At 63.4% G+C, this 17,231-nt stretch carries 12 protein-coding genes; 6 read left to right on the top strand and 6 right to left on the bottom strand.

Annotated features, from left to right (window positions below; translation table 11 throughout):
* Nucleotides 1-66: 66 nt before the first annotated feature.
* The 3 genes from ABIE49_RS34080 to ABIE49_RS34070 are packed head-to-tail and all read right to left on the bottom strand — an operon-like array spanning nt 67 to nt 5,916.
* Nucleotides 67-3,483 carry an error-prone DNA polymerase gene (locus ABIE49_RS34080; protein WP_192737380.1) on the bottom strand — a complete coding sequence of 1,139 codons (3,417 nt, stop codon included), beginning with the start codon at nt 3,481-3,483 and terminating at the stop codon, nt 67-69.
* Nucleotides 3,480-5,231: a Y-family DNA polymerase gene (locus ABIE49_RS34075; RefSeq protein ID WP_502915949.1), complete on the bottom strand. Its 1,752-nt coding sequence runs from the start codon at nt 5,229-5,231 to the stop codon at nt 3,480-3,482. The genes ABIE49_RS34080 and ABIE49_RS34075 overlap by 4 nt, the downstream gene beginning before the upstream one ends.
* Entirely contained in the window at nt 5,128-5,916 is a 789-nt protein-coding gene (locus ABIE49_RS34070; protein ID WP_192737379.1) for an ImuA family protein, read from the bottom strand. The genes ABIE49_RS34075 and ABIE49_RS34070 overlap by 104 nt, the downstream gene beginning before the upstream one ends.
* Before the next feature lie 164 nt (nt 5,917-6,080).
* On the opposite strand from ABIE49_RS34070, the gene ABIE49_RS34065 reads away from it, so the two are divergent.
* The 4 genes from ABIE49_RS34065 (at nt 6,081) to ABIE49_RS34050 (ending at nt 11,404) form a co-directional block, all read left to right on the top strand.
* A complete protein-coding gene (locus ABIE49_RS34065; protein WP_192737378.1) occupies nt 6,081-7,325 on the top strand; it encodes a putative DNA modification/repair radical SAM protein in 1,245 nt (414 codons plus the stop codon).
* A 113-nt stretch (nt 7,326-7,438) separates the two neighbouring features.
* Nucleotides 7,439-8,875, top strand: a complete 1,437-nt coding sequence (locus ABIE49_RS34060; RefSeq protein ID WP_192737377.1) for a UdgX family uracil-DNA binding protein — start codon at nt 7,439-7,441, stop codon at nt 8,873-8,875.
* Nucleotides 8,876-9,140: 265 nt separating this feature from the next.
* Nucleotides 9,141-9,680, top strand: coding sequence for a GNAT family N-acetyltransferase (locus ABIE49_RS34055; protein ID WP_192737376.1), 540 nt, complete (start codon nt 9,141-9,143; stop codon nt 9,678-9,680).
* A 95-nt stretch (nt 9,681-9,775) separates the two neighbouring features.
* A complete protein-coding gene (locus tag ABIE49_RS34050) occupies nt 9,776-11,404 on the top strand; it encodes an inorganic phosphate transporter (protein WP_192737375.1) in 1,629 nt (542 codons plus the stop codon).
* Between the two features lie 308 nt (nt 11,405-11,712).
* On the opposite strand, the gene ABIE49_RS34045 is transcribed toward ABIE49_RS34050, so the two are convergent.
* The 3 genes from ABIE49_RS34045 to ABIE49_RS34035 all read right to left on the bottom strand — a co-directional run bounded on the left by ABIE49_RS34045 (nt 11,713) and on the right by ABIE49_RS34035 (nt 14,510).
* Complete coding sequence (locus ABIE49_RS34045; RefSeq protein WP_192737374.1) at nt 11,713-12,885, bottom strand: M20 aminoacylase family protein; 1,173 nt, start codon at nt 12,883-12,885, stop codon at nt 11,713-11,715.
* A 159-nt stretch (nt 12,886-13,044) separates the two neighbouring features.
* The gene (locus ABIE49_RS34040) at nt 13,045-13,239 is read right to left on the bottom strand and encodes a hypothetical protein (protein WP_192737373.1); all 195 of its coding nucleotides are present in this window, start codon (nt 13,237-13,239) and stop codon (nt 13,045-13,047) included.
* A gap of 98 nt (nt 13,240-13,337) precedes the next feature.
* Nucleotides 13,338-14,510 (bottom strand): M20 aminoacylase family protein, encoded by a 1,173-nt coding sequence (locus tag ABIE49_RS34035; protein WP_192737372.1) that lies wholly within the window; start codon nt 14,508-14,510, stop codon nt 13,338-13,340.
* Nucleotides 14,511-14,699: 189 nt separating this feature from the next.
* Between ABIE49_RS34035 and ABIE49_RS34030 the strand changes: the two genes are divergently transcribed.
* Together ABIE49_RS34030 and ABIE49_RS34025 are read left to right on the top strand one after the other, a co-directional pair.
* Nucleotides 14,700-16,322, top strand: a complete 1,623-nt coding sequence (locus tag ABIE49_RS34030) for a GMC family oxidoreductase (protein WP_192737371.1) — start codon at nt 14,700-14,702, stop codon at nt 16,320-16,322.
* Nucleotides 16,319-17,221, top strand: coding sequence for an alpha/beta fold hydrolase (locus ABIE49_RS34025; RefSeq protein ID WP_192737370.1), 903 nt, complete (start codon nt 16,319-16,321; stop codon nt 17,219-17,221). The genes ABIE49_RS34030 and ABIE49_RS34025 overlap by 4 nt, the downstream gene beginning before the upstream one ends.
* The last annotated feature ends 10 nt before the right edge of the window (nt 17,222-17,231 follow it).

Below are 17,231 nucleotides of genomic sequence, written 5' to 3'. Positions count from 1 at the left end.
GGATTCACTTCCAGCGGCCATTTCATTTTTGCGGCATGCCGTTAAGGCCTGTCGTGGCTCCGCACCTCAATGAAAATCCCGCGACGGTGGCAGGATGCGGACGTTGCGCGGATGGCGGATCTTTTGCGCCGGTGTCTCGGGATGGTCGCGGCGGTCTTCGTTGAGCGGCTCGATCAGTGCAGGGCCCGCCGGCACCGGATGCTTGCGGCTCAGTGCATCGTTGGCCAGACCAATCAGATCGTGCGAGCGGTCGAACAGCCGCTGCGCGACCAGATGCGTCACGTGTTCCGGACTGCTCTGGATGTAGCCCTCGACCAGGATCAGGCGCGCGCCCATCACTTCCTTGCGGTACTTTTCCATCACCGCCGGCCACACCACGATGTTGGCAATCCCGGTTTCATCCTCCAGCGTCATGAAGACGACGCCCTTGGCGCTGCCCGGACGCTGCCGCACCAGCACCACGCCGGCGCAGCGGACATGACGCCGGTCGTTGCGATACGCGATATGTTCGCAAGGCACGATGCGCTCTTTTGAAAACTTCGCGCGCAAAAATTCCATCGGATGGCCCTTCAGCGACAGCCGGATGGTCTGGTAGTCGGCGACCACCTGCTCCGGCAGCGGCATGTCAGGCAGCGGTTTGGCGTTTTCGTCCGGTTGTTCGCGCGCCACCGCTATCTCGAACAGCGGCAGCGGTACGTCGTCCGGCAGCCGGCGCACCGCCCACAGCGCGGCGCGGCGATCGAGCCCGAGCGAACGGAACGCATCGGCGTCCGCCAGCAGGATCAGCGCGCGTTTTGGAAGTGCGGTGTCGCGGGCGAACTCCTCCAGCGAGGTGAAGGGACGGCGCGTTCGGGCGGCGATGATGCGGTCGGCCCAGTCTTCCTTCACCTCTCCCGCTTGCGGGGGAGGGAGCGCAGTCCCTTCGCGGTTGGATTTTGATGTCTCCCGGAATGACGTTTGAATTTTTTTCAACCCCTCCTCATCCGGATCGGCCCATTTGAAACCATCGATCTGCCTGAACCCGAGCCGCACGGCGCAATATTTCCCTTCGCCCTGTTCCAGCGTGTTCTGCGCAAAGCTGTGCGACACGTCGATCCCGCGCACCTCGACGCCGTTCTTGCGGGCGTCGCCGACGATCTGCGCCGGCGCGTAAAAGCCCATCGGCTGCGAGTTCAAGAGCCCGCAGCAGAACGCGTCGGGATGGTAATGCTTGAGCCATGACGAGACATAGACGAGCTGCGCAAAACTCGCGGCATGGCTTTCCGGAAAACCGTAGGAGCCAAAACCCTTGATCTGGTTGAAGCAATTATTGGCGAACTCGGGATCGTAGCCGCGGCGGATCATGTTGCCGACCATTTTGGCTTCGAACTTGCCGATGGTTCCAAGATTGCGGAACGTTGCCATGGCGCGGCGCAATCCGTTGGCTTCCTCGGAGGTAAATTCCGCCGCCTCGATCGCGATACGCATCGCCTGTTCCTGGAACAAGGGAACGCCCAACGTCTTGTGCAGCACGTTGCGCAGCTCATCCTTGTTGCCGCCCTTCGGATAGGGATATTCGATATCCTCAGGCCGCATTTTTCGGCGCTTGAGATAGGGATGCACCATGTCGCCCTGGATCGGGCCGGGCCGCACGATCGCAACCTCGATGACGAGATCGTAGAAGGTCCGCGGTTTCAGGCGCGGCAGCATGTTCATCTGCGCGCGGCTTTCGACCTGGAACACGCCGAGCGATTCACCCCGCTGCAGCATCTGGTAAACTTCGTCGTCGTCCTCCGACTTGATATCGGCCAGCTCGTATCGCTCACCCTTGTGATCGGCGATGAGATCAAAGCATTTGCGGATGCAGGTCAGCATGCCCAGCGCCAACACGTCGACCTTCATCATGTGCAACGCGTCGACGTCGTCCTTGTCCCATTCGATGAAGGTGCGGTCGTCCATCGCGGCGTTGCCGATCGGCACGTAAGTATCGAGCCGGTCCTGCGTCAGCACATAGCCGCCGACATGCTGCGACAAATGCCGGGGAAATTCGATCAGTTCGGTCGCCAGCGCCACCGCAAGCTCGATCATCGTATTTTTGAGGTCGAGCCCGGCCTGCCGGACCTGCATCTCGTTGAGACCCTTGCCCCAGCTTCCCCACACCGTATCGGCCAGCGCCGCGGTGACGTCCTCGGTCAGCCCCAGCGCCTTGCCGACATCGCGGATCGCGCTGCGCGGCCGGTAATGGATGACGGTGGCGATGATCGCGGCGCGGTGACGGCCGTAGCGCCGGTAGACATACTGCATCACCTCTTCGCGCCGCGAGTGCTCGAAGTCGACGTCGATGTCGGGCGGCTCCAGCCGTTCCTTGGAAATGAACCGCTCGAACAGCAGATCGACCTTGGTCGGATCGACCGAGGTGATCCCAAGCACATAGCAGACCGCCGAATTCGCCGCCGATCCCCTGCCCTGGCAAAGGATGTTCTGGCTGCGCGCATAATGGACGATGTCGTGCACGGTGAGAAAATAATGCGCGTAGTTGAGCTCGGCGATCAGCCCCAGCTCCTTGCGCAAGGTGGCGCGGAGCGTGTCATCGATATCGCCGCCGAAATAGCGCTCGACACCCTGCCATGTCAGGTCTTCCAGATGCTGTTGCGCGGTTTTTCCGGGCGGCACCGGCTCGTCCGGATATTGATATTTGAGCTGGTCGAGCGAGAAATTGATACGGCCGGCAAAGCGCATGGTTTCCGCGATCGCGTCCGGCAGATCGCGAAACAGCCGCGCCATTTCGTGCGGCGGCTTGAGATAGCGCTCCGCATTGGCCTCTAACCGCTTGCCGACCGCCTCGATGGTCGTCTTCTCGCGGATGCAGGTCAGCACGTCCTGCAGCGGGCGGCGCGCGGCATCGTGGTACAGCACCTCGTTGGTCGCCAGCAGCGGCACCTTTGATGTCAGCGATACCAGATGCAGCCGCGCCAGCCGGCGGCGGTCGTCGCCGCGGTACAGGAGGCTTGCGGCCAGCCATACGCCATCGGCGCGGCTGTCCTTCAGGCGGTCCAGGATTTTCAAGGCGCCGGCCGAGTCGAAGCGATGCGGCAGCGTCAGCACCAGGAGCTGGCCCTCGGAAAATTCCAGGAGGTCATCCAGCTTTAGATGACACTCGCCCTTGGCGACCCGCTCAATATCGCCGCCGCGCTTGCCGCGGGTAAGCAACTGGCACAGCCGGCCGTAGGCGGCACGGTCGCGCGGATAGACAAAAATATCCGGCGTGCCGTCCATGAAGACGAGGCGCGAACCGATCAGAAGCTTTGGCTTGTGGCGAAGCTCCGGATTTTCGAGCTCCTTCCAGGCGCGGACCACGCCGGCCAACGTGTTGTGATCGGCGACGCCGATCACGGGAATACCAAGCCGGCTCGCCTCATGCACATAGGCGCGCGGATCGGACCCGCCGCGCAGGAAGGAGAAGTTCGTGGTGATGCCGATCTCGGCATAGGCAGGCGTATTCATGCGAACAGCCCATGCACGAACCATTTGGGCAGAACGGGTTCACCCTCCTCGTCGCTTCTAAGTTCGCCTTCATAGAGCCCATCGCGAAAAATCCAGAACCGCAGCCCTTCTGCATCCTCGATCCGGAAATAATCCCGCGTCAGCGCCTCGCCATTCTGCTTCCACCATTCCATCGCGATGCGTTCGGGGCCTTCCACCCGCACCACCGCATGGGTGACGCGGCGCCAGGTGAATTGGTGGGGCGGCCCGTCGGGCACGGATGCAAACGGCACGTTGATGGGCTCAGGTCTTTCGAACAGCCGCAACGGCCGCAGCGGCGGCTCGCTCGCGATACGATCAGGCCAGGCGGCCTCTGTCGCGGCCGCCAGATGATGCTGCGCCGATACCGCCAGCACCGCGCGTTCCGGGATATGGGTGTCCTGCGGCAGATGCACGACGACGCGCTTTCCCCCGATCCGCGCGGCGATGCGGTCGATCAGGGCGGCGAGTTCGTCATTGTCATGGACATTGGCGTCGAGATCGCGCTGCTGCTGCACCATGATTTCGGTGCGGCTGGCGGAGAGGCGTATCAGGTCAAAGCCGAAGCCGGGATCGAGCGGATCGTTCAAGGCGTCCAGCCGCTCGCGAAACAGCCGGTCGATCACCTCAGGCCTGGTCACCGGACGGCCGGTATCGACCGTAATGGTGCGCACCGCGCCGTCGGTGCGGAAGAAACTCGCCTCCAGCCGCCGCGCGCCCTTGCCCTGCTTGTCCATCGCCGTGACCAGCATGCCCGCGAGCGCCGACAGGTTCATCGCGATCACGGTGTCGGTGGCAACAGGCTCGGGAAAGCGTTTTTCGACGATGTAATCCGGCAAGGGTTTTCGCGGGCTGATCGGCGCATCGCCTTGCCCCAGCGCGTGTTCGAGCAAAGTCGTGAAGTTTGCGCCAAATCGCGCCGTGATCTCGTGGCGGGCGCGCGCGGCGACATCGCCGATGGTTTTCAGTCCGGCGCGGCGCAGGCCGCTGGTGATGGCGACATCGGCACCGAGCGCCGAGACCGGCAGCGGGCCGATGGCGTCGGCCTCCTCGCCATCGGCAATGATTTTCCCTGAAACATGCCGCGTCAGGGTGCGCGCGCAGACCGAGGTGCCGGCAATGGCGGCGCTGACGACAAAGCCTCTTCGGGTCAGCGCGCCGCACAGGGTCTGCAGCAGCGCACGCTCGCCGCCGAACAGATGGGCGCAGCCGGTGATGTCGAGATACAGCCCGTGCGGAGGATCGAGCGCCACCAGCGGTGTGAAGCGATCGCACCAGTCGGCGATATCGCCCAGCGTCCTGGCATCCGCAACCGGATCGGCATCGAACACCGTCAATTCCGGGCAGATCGCGCGAGCATTGGCGAGCGGCAGGCCGATCTCGAGGCCGGAGCGCGCCGCGAGATCATCGAGCGCATAGATCTGCAGCGCGTTGTTTTGCTTGGCGACGACGACGGTGGGGGTTGGCTTCACCTCCCCCGCTTGCGGGGGAGGTCGGATCGCATCGCAAGATGCGATCCGGGTGGGGGAAACTCTCTCCGAACGAACAGTCTGACTCGCGGCGACACCCCCACCCCAACCCTCCCCCGCAAGCGGGAGAGGGAGTGCACCGCTCGTGCTGTTACGCTCACGCGCTTCGTCTGAAAACGCTTTGCGCTTGATGCGGTCGATGGGCAGGCGTGGCAGCCACAGGCTGAGAATTCGCCGCCGGTTCGCTGAAAAGGCACTCATCACATTTCCATTCCATGATCCACCGCCCAACCGGGCCATGACGGTTACGAACGAGCTCGGCGTCGAACACCGGCGCGCCCCACGCATGCCAGGGAGCTGAGGGCGGCGAATGCGCCGCGCGCACGATCCATCTTGTTTCCGCGGTCGAGGGCTGCGGCGTTGCCGCCAGCCGCAGCAGCAACGCGGTGACGCCGGAAGCCTGGGCTGCCAAAGTCAGTTTGCGGCTGGCGACGAGATCGAGCTGGCGCGGCTCGCCCCAGACTTCCAGCACCACGGCGCCCAGCGCATCGCAGGCCAGCGCGTCGGCGGCGGTCCGTAGCGCCGCGTCGGCATCGGCGGCGCGCACGGTCACCAGCAGCCGCGGATCGAGGCCGAGTTCGGCGAGCCCACTCATCGACAGCGCGCCGGATTCGATTTCCGAAAAATCCTGCCGCACCCAGACCAGCGGCCGGCGCGACGTCACCCGCCCCGCGAGGCCCGCGATGAATCCCGTCGCCGCCGCGCCCTGATGTCCTTCGGCAAAGACTTCATGCACCGCGGCGCGGGCAAGGCCGCCGCACAGCGTCGCATCGGCCTCGGCATGGCCGAGCGCCACTTTGTGAAGCGCGTGCGTATCCGCGCCCGCCTCGATGCGCTCGATGCGGCCGCGCAAACTTGCAAGCGTGCTCATGCGTGCGCCGGTCATTGCGCCGCTCCCTCAAAGAAATCGTGGCCATTGCTGGTTTTGAAATGAACCCGCTGCTGGCTCATTTGTTCATGATATGTTCTAATATAAAGCTAACAGGCCCGGCAGAGTCAATCGGGATTACTACCCAGGCGATTCATAAATGGAATCAAAGGGATTCAATGATGGACGTGCAACGCAAGCTGGAGATCCTGGCCGATGCCGCCAAATACGACGCTTCCTGCGCCTCCAGCGGCACCGAGAAGCGGGATTCCAGCGACGGCAAGGGCCTCGGCTCGACCTCGCCCGGCATGGGCATCTGCCATTCCTACGCACCGGACGGCCGCTGCATCTCGCTGCTCAAAGTCCTGCTCACCAATGCCTGCAATTTCGATTGCCTTTATTGCGTCAACCGCACTTCTTCGAACGTGCAGCGGGCACGCTTCACCGTCGACGAGGTGGTGAAGCTGACGATCGACTTCTACCGCCGCAATTACATCGAAGGCCTGTTTCTCTCTTCCGGCATCATCCGCAGCGCCGACTACACCATGGAACAGGTGGTTTCCGTCGCGCGAAAACTGCGCGAGGAGCATCACTTCCGCGGCTACATCCATCTGAAGACCATTCCGGAAGCCGATGATGCGCTGATCACCGAGGCCGGAAGATATGCCGACCGGCTCAGCATCAACATCGAAGTGCCCGAGGAAGCCAGCCTCGCCAAACTCGCGCCGGAAAAAGACGTGCGCGCGATCCGCCGCACCATGGGCCGGTTGCGGCTCAAGCTCGATGAGGCGCAAGAAAACAACAACGACAAGACCGTAACGAAGGCAAAGCCGCCGCGCTTCGCGCCCGCCGGCCAGAGCACCCAGATGATCATCGGCGCGGATGCGGCCGACGACAAAACCATTCTCCATACCAGCGCCAATCTCTATGGCTCCTACAAACTCAAGCGCGTCTATTATTCCGCCTTCAGCCCGATCCCGGATGCCAGCCGCGCGTTGCCGCTATCGGCTCCGCCGCTGGTCCGCGAGCATCGGCTCTATCAGGCCGACTGGTTGATGCGGTTTTATGGTTTCGATGTCGGCGAGATCGTCGACGAGAGCGCCGGCATGCTGCCGCTCGATATCGATCCCAAACTCGCCTGGGCATTGCGGCACCGCGAGCGCTTTCCGCTCGATGTGAACCGGGCCAGCCGCGAGGACCTGCTGCGCGTGCCCGGCTTCGGCCGCAAGGCGGTCGACCGCATCATCGCCACGCGCCGCGTCACATCGATCCGTGCGGCCGACCTCGCCCGGCTGCATATCCCAGGGAAAAAGGCGCTCCCGTTCATCGTGCTCAGCGATCACCGCCCGTCGGCGCATCTGCTCGACGGGGCAAAGCTGGCGGAACGATTCAGGCCGAAGGCGACGCAATTGGGATTTGGATTCTAGACACACCGTCATGGCCGGGCTTGTCCCGGCCATCCACGTCTTTGCTCCAAGCCAACGAAGACGTGGATGGCCGGCACAAGGCCGGGCATGACGAAGGAGAGAGGCGGCATCTAATGCACACCATCACCCTCGAGCACGAAACCGATTTTGACGGCTGGCGCAAAGCGGCACGGACGCTGGTGCTGAATGACGTAAGCCCGGCAGATGTAACATGGCGCGTGCAAGGCGACGCGCCTGAATTGTTTGAATCGACCACCCCACTCCCCGACCCGCCAAATGCGACTTTCAACGTCCCGGCCAAATTCGTCGAACTGGCGAAAGCCGCGATCCTGCATCGCAACAGCGAACGCTTTGCCATCCTCTATCGCCTGCTGTGGCGGCTGCGCGGCAACCACGACCTGCTTGTCGTCGCGACCGATCCGGATGTGGCACGCATCAGCGCGATGGCGAAGGCCGTGCATCACGACGAACACAAGATGCACGCCTTCGTCCGCTTTCGTGAAATCGGCCGCGAGCAGAAATCGCATTTCGTCGCCTGGTTCGAGCCGGAGCACCATATCGTCGAACTGGCAGCACCCTTCTTCGCCCGGCGCTTTGCCGACATGCCCTGGTCGATCCTGACGCCCGATGTCTGCGCGCATTGGGACGGCCATGCCGTCTCGATCACGCCGGGGGTAGCCAAAGCCGAGGCGCCGACCGAGGACCGGCTCGAGGAAACCTGGCGGCGTTACTACGCCAGCATCTTCAATCCCGCCCGGCTGAAGGTGAAGGCCATGCAAACCGAAATGCCGAAGCGATATTGGAGGAACCTGCCGGAGGCATCGTTGATTAAGCCTCTAATCGAAAGCGCCGAACGCACCGCCAGCGCGATGATCGCGCGGGCTGCGAGCGAGCCGCATAAATCGCAGAAGCGGCAGGAACCGCCGATGAAACGCAAACAGGATGCCGACGACATTGAAGCCCTGCGGGAAGAGGCCGCCGATTGCCGCGCGTGCCCGCTCTGGAAGGACGCGATACAAACCGTGTTTGGCGAAGGCCCACAGAATGCCCAGGTCATGCTGGTCGGCGAACAGCCCGGCGACAAGGAAGATCTCGCGGGCAAGCCGTTCGTCGGACCGGCCGGCCAGGTGCTGGATCGTGCGCTGGATGAGGCGGGTATCGACCGGTCAAAGGTCTACGTCACCAATGCCGTGAAGCATTTCAAGTTTGTGCCGCGCGGAAAGACCCGCCTGCACCAGAAGCCGAACACAGCTGAGATCAAGGCTTGCCGGCAATGGTACGAACGCGAACGCGCCGCCATCAAGCCTGCCTTGGTGGTGGCGATGGGTACTACGGCAGCGCAGAGCGTGTTCGGAAAAATCACGCCTGTTAACAAAAGCCGCGGGCGCCTGATTGATCTCGAGGACGGCACGACGGCTCTCGTCACCGTGCACCCGTCCTATTTGCTGCGGCTGCCGGACGCCGACGCCAAGGCGCGGGAATATCAGCGCTTCGTTGCCGATCTCAAAATCGCGGCAGCCTTGCTGCGAAAATCGGCACACGCTGCCTGAAGTTCCCGCACATGATGGAACCGCAAATTCCCGTTAACGTCCTCTCGAAGCGCTACAAAAATATGTACAACCTTCAATTGATCGATGATACTATCTCATTCTCTTGGGGAGGGGTTGGGGCGTCCTGTTCACGCCATGACGTTCCCATGGGGTCGGCGCGCTGTGCGGTTTCCTCTAGCCCCGGTGCCGTGCAGCGCGCGACCTGTCTTTGCCATCATCTTGGCCATCATCTTGGCCATCATCCCTTGCGGCGATCGACCCTGGCTTGCAGCTTCTTGCCTTGAGCATTGCCCGGCAGGCGCGGCAACCCCAAACTGCCGCCATGCTTATTCACGCCGCGCATAAATCCGACATACCCGCCATCATGCGCATCGAACGCGCGGAAGGTTATTTGCGTCTGGTCGGCCGATGGGACGCCGAACAGCACGCCGCTGAAATCGAAAACCCGTCTTCCCGATATCTGGTGGCGTGCGGTGGAACGGAGATTGCCGGGTTTGCCATTTTACAAGGCATCGGAAGCGCCAACCAATGCGTTCGGCTCAGGCGCATCGCGGTTGGAACTCCCGGCTGCGCCGTCGGATCGAACCTGCTGCGATCGGTGCTGCAAATCTGTTTCGAATATCTGGCGGCGCATCGCGTCGAACTCTTTGTATTCGTTGAGAATGAACGGGCCTATCGGACTTACCTCAAGACCGGGTTTGTCGAGGAAGGCGTGGTTCGCGACCTGCACCGGGACCCCGACGGCAGCTTCCGATCGATGCGCCTGATGTCCATGCTCAGAGCGGAATGGGTAGCGCGCCCCTGACATGCCGGCGCGCAGCCTGGCGCCGCCCCTGTCATCTAACCTTCAACTCCATCGGTCAAAAGATTAACCGCCGTTAGTATTTCAGGGGGTTTGCCATGACCGATATGACGCTCAATTCTTCGATGGCCGAGGGAGCGCCGATCCAGCCGGCTTCCAGGCCCAATCTCGACAAGGGTTTCAACCCGCTCACGATGATCCTGTTCTTCGGCATTCTCGCGGCCGGGTTCCTGTTCGTGATGTACAGCATCTATGTCGACGTCGAAGCCACCGGCGCCAAGGTGACGACCTACCTGCCCTATATCCTGCTGCTGGTTGCGCTCTTGATCGCGCTCGGTTTCGAGTTCGTCAACGGCTTCCATGATACCGCCAATGCGGTCGCGACCGTGATCTACACCCACTCGCTGCCGGCCGAATTCGCGGTGATGTGGTCGGGCTTCTTCAACTTCCTCGGCGTGCTGCTGTCCTCGGGCGCGGTGGCGTTCGGCATCGTCTCGCTGCTGCCGGTCGAGCTGATCCTGCAGGTTGGGAGCGGCGCCGGCTTTGCGATGGTGTTCGCGCTCCTGATCGCCGCGATCATGTGGAATCTCGGCACCTGGTATCTGGGCCTGCCGGCCTCCTCTTCGCACACCCTGATCGGCTCGATCATCGGCGTCGGCATCGCCAACGCGCTGATGCGCGGCCGCGACGGCACCTCGGGCGTCGATTGGACCAAGGCGACCGAGATCGGTTACGCGCTGCTGCTGTCGCCGCTGTTCGGCTTCTACATGGCCGCCATCCTGCTGCTGGTCCTGAAGTTCGTCGTGCGCAACCCGGCGCTGTACGCAGCGCCCGAAGCCAACAAGCCGCCGCCGTTGTGGATCCGCAGCATCCTGATCGCCACCTGCACCGGCGTCAGCTTCGCGCATGGTTCGAACGACGGCCAGAAGGGCATGGGCCTGATCATGCTGATCCTGATCGGCACCGTGCCGACCGCCTACGCGCTGAACCGCGCGCTGCCGGAATCGCAGATCGCCCAGTTCCAGAAGACCTCCGAGGCGGCTTCCAAGGTGATCGCGGCCAAGGGCGCCGGCCACAGCATCATCGGCGATCCCCGCCCGGCGGTGACGCAATATGTCGCCGCGCGCAAGATCAGCGAAGGCACCTATCCGTCGCTGGCCGTGCTGGTGAAGGACGTCGGCGACCAGGTCCAGAAATACGGCACCCTCAACAAGGTACCGGCTGAAGCCGTCGGCAACACCCGCAACGACATGTACCTGACTTCGGAAGCGATCCGCTTCCTGATGAAGGACAAGGAAAACGAACTGAACAAGGAAGAGGTCGAGACCCTCAAGGCCTACAAGGGCTCGCTCGACAGCGCCACCAAGTTCATTCCGACTTGGGTCAAGATCGCGGTCGCGATCGCGCTCGGCCTCGGCACCATGATCGGCTGGAAGCGCATCGTCATCACCGTCGGCGAAAAGATCGGCAAGACCCACCTGACCTACGCGCAGGGCGCCTCCGCCGAGCTGGTTGCCGCCGGCACCATCGGCGCCGCCGACATCTTCGGCCTGCCGGTCTCGACCACCCACGTGCTGTCATCGGGTGTAGCCGGGACGATGGCGGCCAACGGTTCCGGCCTGCAACTAGCCACCATACGCAACCTCTTGATGGCCTGGGTGCTGACGTTGCCGGCCGCGATCATGCTGTCGGCCAGCCTCTACGTGCTGTTCTCTTACATTTTCTGACGAGACCGCGGCCGTCTCTTCCGCTGCAATGCAACAGAAAGGCCCGCGCCACCGCGCGGGCCGTTTCACGTGTGAGCCAAGCGCCGACTGAATCGCCCTGCGACTAAACCAACATGAAAGGAAATTCGGGCATGATCGGCTCTTGAAGTAGAACCGAAGCTCGCGATTCATACGCATCATTTGTTACGCGAACCAGCATCCGCTTCGCCCCAAACGCCCTCGATCATTTCGCTAAAAACAAAAACGCCTGCATGGACATGCAGGCGTTTTCTCAAGTTCTTGCGAAACTTCATCAAGCCGTTGGGCCGTCACGCCGGCAGCGCGTTCTCCACCAGCTTGATCCAGTACGACGTGCCGTGGACGATCGCCTCGTCGTTGAAATTATATTCGGGGTGATGCAGGCCCGCGGTGTCGCCATTGCCGCAGAAGATGAACGCGCCCGGCCGCGCTTCCAGCATGAAGGAAAAGTCCTCCGCGCCCATCAGCGGCGGGGTCTCGTGCACATTGGCCTCGCCGGCGATCTCCCTGGCGATCCGCGTGGCGAACTCGGTTTGCGAAGCATGGTTGACGGTGACGGGATAACCACGCTTGTAGGTAAGGTCGATCTTGGCGCCCGTGATCTGCGCGACGCCGGAGACCACCTCGTGCACCCGCTTCTCGACCAATGCACGAACTTCCGGAGTCAACGTCCTGATCGTGCCGCGTAATTCGGCGGTTTGCGGAATCACGTTGCGGGCGTGGCCGGCCTGGAATTCGCAGACCGAAATCACCGCCGACTCCAGCGGATCGATGCTGCGCGACACGATCGACTGCAGTGCGGTAACCACCTGTGCGCCGACCAGCACGGAATCGATGCAGATGTGCGGGCGTGCCGCGTGGCCGCCGAGCCCGGTGATCTTGATGTCGAGTTCATCGGTGGCCGCCATGATCGGACCGGTGCGAATGGCGAAGCTGCCGACCGGAATGCCCGGACCATTGTGCATGCCATAGACCTGCTCGATGCCGAAACGGTCCATCAGACCGTCCTTGATCATCGCGTCGGCGCCCGCGCCGCCCTCTTCGGCGGGCTGGAAGATCACGACCGCATCGCCGGCGAAGTTGCGGGTCTCGGCGAGATAGCGGGCGGCCCCTAACAGCATCGCGGTGTGGCCGTCATGGCCGCAGGCATGCATCTTGCCGGGATGCCTGGAGGCGTAAGGCAGGTTGGTCGCCTCCTCGATCGGCAGCGCATCCATGTCGGCGCGCAGCCCGATCACCTTGATGTCGCCCTTGCCGGCCGGCTTCTTGCCCTTGATGACGCCGACCACGCCGGTACGGCCGAGCCCGGTCGCGACCTCGTCGCAGCCGAATTCGCGCAAGCGATCCGCCACGAATGCCGCAGTGCGGTGCACATCGTACAGCAATTCGGGGTGTTGATGGATATCGCGGCGCCAGGCCTGAATATCGGGTTGAAGATCGGCGACGCGGTTGACGATGGGCATTGCAAATTCTCTGCTTCCGGGTTGAACGCTTGCCCTGTCTAGCATGCAAGACGCGCTCCACCCAGCACCCTGCCGCAGAGGCCCTATCCATCCGGAGCGCTTGCCAAGGGGGGTCCGGGGCGGGGCTGCCTACCTTGACGCTTCGCGCGTCGGCGGCCCTCAGGCCGGGCCACCGTTCCTGCGGTGCAGGTTCGGAAACAGGAACACCAGAGGGAGTGCCAGCGGCCCGATAAACGCAGCAGTCCACGCCCAGACCGTGAAGCTGCGTCCGCGACGCTCGGCCAGTCGGCCGGCAAGATAGATCGAAAGGACCGTTCCGATCATCAGCAATACGAAGGTCGCGTTGGCGCTCATTTGCAGGCTCCAATGTGCCTTGCGGAAGGCATAGCATAAAGCTGGCCACGCGGCGACCGGCCGTCAAGCCGACCTCATTGAAATGCCGGTGAACGGCCTCACGCCGCCAGCGTGTTCTCGACCAGCTTGATCCAGTAGGAGGTGCCGAACACGAGGGCCTCGTCGTTGAAATTGTATTCGGGGTGATGCAGCCCCGCGCTGTCGCCGTTGCCGCAGAAGATCAGCGCACCCGGCCGCTGTTCCAGCATGAAGGCGAAATCCTCGCCGGCCATCAGCGGCGGCATCTCGTTCACATTGGCGTCGCCGGCGATTTCCCGGGCGGCCCGGACCGCGACGTCGGTCTGCGGGACATGGTTGACCGTCACCGGGTAGCCGCGGTTGTAGGTCAGGTCGATCTTCGCGCCCGTGATCTGCGCCACCCCGGCGACGACCTCGCGCACGCGCTTTTCCACCAGTTTCCGCACCTCGGCGTCCAGGGTCCGGACGGTGCCCGCCAGTTCAGCGGTTTGCGGGATCACGTTGCGGGCATTGCCGGCGTGAAATTCGCAGATCGAGATGACCGCCGATTCCAGGGGATCGACGCTGCGCGACACGATCGACTGCAGCGCATTGATCAGCTGCGCGCCGACCAGCACGGAGTCGATGCATTTGTGCGGACGCGCGGCATGTCCGCCCTGCCCCTCGATCCGGATGAAGACGGCGTCACCTCCGGCCATGATCGGACCGGGGCGAATGGCGAAACTGCCGACCGGAATGCCCGGACCGTTGTGCATGCCGTAGACCTGCTCGATGCCGAAGCGGTCCATCAGCCCGTCCTCGAGCATCGCAACGGCCCCCGCGCCGCCCTCTTCCGCCGGCTGGAAGATCACGACCGCATCGCCTGCGAAATTGCGCGTTTCGGCGAGATAGCGCGCCGCCCCCAGCAGCATGGCGGTGTGGCCGTCATGGCCGCAGGCGTGCATCAGGCCCGGGTTCTTCGAGGCATAAGGCAGGTTGGTCGCTTCCTCGATCGGCAGCGCATCCATGTCGGCGCGCAGCCCGATCACCTTCACCTCTCCCTTGCCGGCGGGCCTGTTGCCCTTGATGACGCCGACCACGCCGGTGCGGCCAATACCGGTGACCACCTCGTCGCAACCGAATTCCCGCAAACGGTCCGCCACCAGCGCCGCCGTGCGGTGCACCTCGTACAGCAGCTCGGGGTGTTGATGGATATCGCGGCGCCAGGCCTGGATATCGGATTGCAGATCGGCGACGCGGTTGACAATGGGCATGGAACTGATCGTTTTCTGGTTGAACGCTTTGTGCCTCTTTAGCATGCAAGACGCGAACCACCCAACACACTCGGCCGCAGAGCCCCATCCACCCGGAAGCCTGCCAAAGTCGTCATGGCGGGCTTGTCCCGGCCATCCACGTCTGACTAATAAGTCTCAGAAAACGTGGATGGGCGGAAACCAAAGACGATGCCGGGCAGACTTGAAGGTGATTTCGACTATATCGTCGTCGGCGCAGGCACGGCCGGCTGCATCATGGCCAACCGGCTGTCGGCCGATCCCGGCAATCGCGTGCTGATCCTGGAGGCCGGCGGCAACGACAACTGGATCTGGTTTCACATCCCGGTCGGCTACCTCTTCGCGATCGGCAATCCCCGCTCCGACTGGATGTTCAAGACCGAGCCGGAGCCCGGCCTCAACGGCCGCGCGCTGGCCTATCCCCGCGGCAAGGTGATCGGCGGCTCGTCGGCGATCAATGCCATGATCTCGATGCGGGGTCAGGCCGCCGATTACGATCACTGGCGCCAGCTCGGCCTCACCGGCTGGGGCTATGACGACGTGCTGCCGCACTTCTTAGCGCTCGAAGATCATTTCCTCGGGAAGAGCGAACATCATGGCGCCGGCGGCGGCTGGCGGATCGAAGCGCCGCGGCTGTCCTGGGCAGTGCTGGATGCGGTCGGCGACGCCGCCGCGCAGATGGGCATCCGCCGCATCGCCGATTTCAACACCGGCGACAATGAAGGCATCAGCTATTTCCACGTCAACCAGAAGCGCGGCCGCCGCTGGTCCTCCGCGCGGGGCTTCCTCAAGCCGGTATTGAACCGCCAGAATTTGCGGCTGGAAAAGCACGTGCTGGTCGACCGGCTGATTGTCGAGAACGGCCGCGCCGTCGGCGTGCGCTTCTATCAGGGCAATGAGATCATCGAAGCCCGCACCAAGGGCGAAGTCATTCTCTGCGCAGGCTCCATCGGATCGACGCAGGTGCTGCACCGTTCCGGCATTGGTCCGGCCGACTGGTTGTCGCCGCTTGGCATCGACGTCACGCTCGACCGGCAAGGTGTGGGCCGCAACCTTCAGGACCATCTGCAGCAGCGCGCGATCTACAAGGTCGAGGGCGTCCGCACCCTGAACGAGACCTATTACAATCTGTTCCGGCGCGGCATGATGGGGCTCGACTACGCGTTCCGCCGCCGCGGCCCGCTGACCATGGCGCCATCGCAGCTCGGCATCTTCACCCGCTCCGATCCGCATCGCGAGCGCGCCAACATCCAGTTCCACGTGCAGCCGCTGTCGCTCGACAAATTCGGCGATCCCCTGCACCGTTTCCCCGCCATCACGGTCAGCGCCTGCAATCTGCGGCCGACCTCGCGTGGCACCGTGCGCATCCGAACCGCAGAGGCCGACAAGGCGCCCGCGATCGCGCCGAACTATCTATCGACCGATGAGGATCGTCAGGTCGCCGCCGACGCCATCCGCACCACGCGGCGGTTGATGAAGCAGCAGGCACTGGCGCGATTTCACCCGCAGGAATATCTGCCCGGCCCCAGCGTCGGCGACGACGATGCGGCGCTGGCAAAGGCCGCGGGCGATATCGGCACCACGATCTTCCATCCCGTCGGCACCGCGAAGATGGGCACGGCTTCCGATGCCACTTCGGTCGTCGACGAGCGCCTGCGCTTTCACGGCATCGCCGCCTTGCGCGTCGCCGACGCCTCTGTCATGCCGACGATCACGTCAGGCAACACGAATACGCCGACGGCGATGATCGCGGAAAAGGGCGCGACCATGATTTTGGAGGATGCGCGCGCTTGACGAGTTCGCAGCGGATTTCGGTCGGCGATACCAACACACGCATCGCGCTGGCGCGATGGGGTGCGGAGGATCGAGGCAAGCCGCCTGCACTTCTGCTGCACGGCACCGGTTTCGTCGCCGAGGTCTGGGACGACGTCGCCCGCGAACTTGCAAAGGATTATACGGTCTACGCGATCGACCGCCGCGGTCATGGCGACAGCCACAAGCCTGCGGCCAACGGCTATCACTTCCAGGATTTTGCCGAAGATGTGTGCCGGGTCGTCGAGGCGCTCGATCTCGCCGATATCTACGGCATCGGGCACAGCGCCGGCGCGACCGATCTGTTATTGGCGGCGAAACTGATGCCTGCGCGCTTTGCACGGCTGTTCGTGATGGAGCCGACGGTGATGGACCCGCGCGCGGTTCGACCGGATGGCTTGAGTGACTTCGGCAAAAGCGCCGTGCAGGGCGCGCGGCGCCGACAGGCCGAGTTCGAAAATGCGGACGCCGCATTCGCGCGCTACCGGGCCGCGCCGGCCTTTGCAGAATGGACGGAGAATTCGCTGCGGGCCTATATCCGGCACGGCTTCGCACAGCAAGACGATGGCCGTGTGCGGCTGCTTTGCACGCCTGAAATTGAATCAGCCGTGCTGCTTCCGATCATGGAGGCGATGGAACAGGTTTACGCGGGCGACGCGCGCGGCAATCCGTTCATGTGGCTGTCCGAAATCGAATGTCCGGTGCGCGTGGCCACCACGGAAAAATCCTGGTCGATCTACAAAGAGATGGCGTCGCGCGCGGTAGCCCTGCTTCCGGCCGCGAGCCAATGGACCTTCGACGGCGCCGGCCACAGCGTGGCCCAGGAAGCTCCCCACCTTGTGCTCCAGGCGCTGACAGCGTTCGAAGCACAAGCCGGGTAACGGGCGAATC

Origin of the sequence: Bradyrhizobium sp. OAE829 (genome assembly GCF_040546575.1) — a bacterium.
In the GTDB taxonomy this organism is placed as follows: Bacteria; Pseudomonadota; Alphaproteobacteria; order Rhizobiales; family Xanthobacteraceae; genus Bradyrhizobium.
The sequence above is the reverse complement of the archived record's forward strand: the minus strand, read 5'-3'. Positions and strand labels throughout refer to the sequence as shown.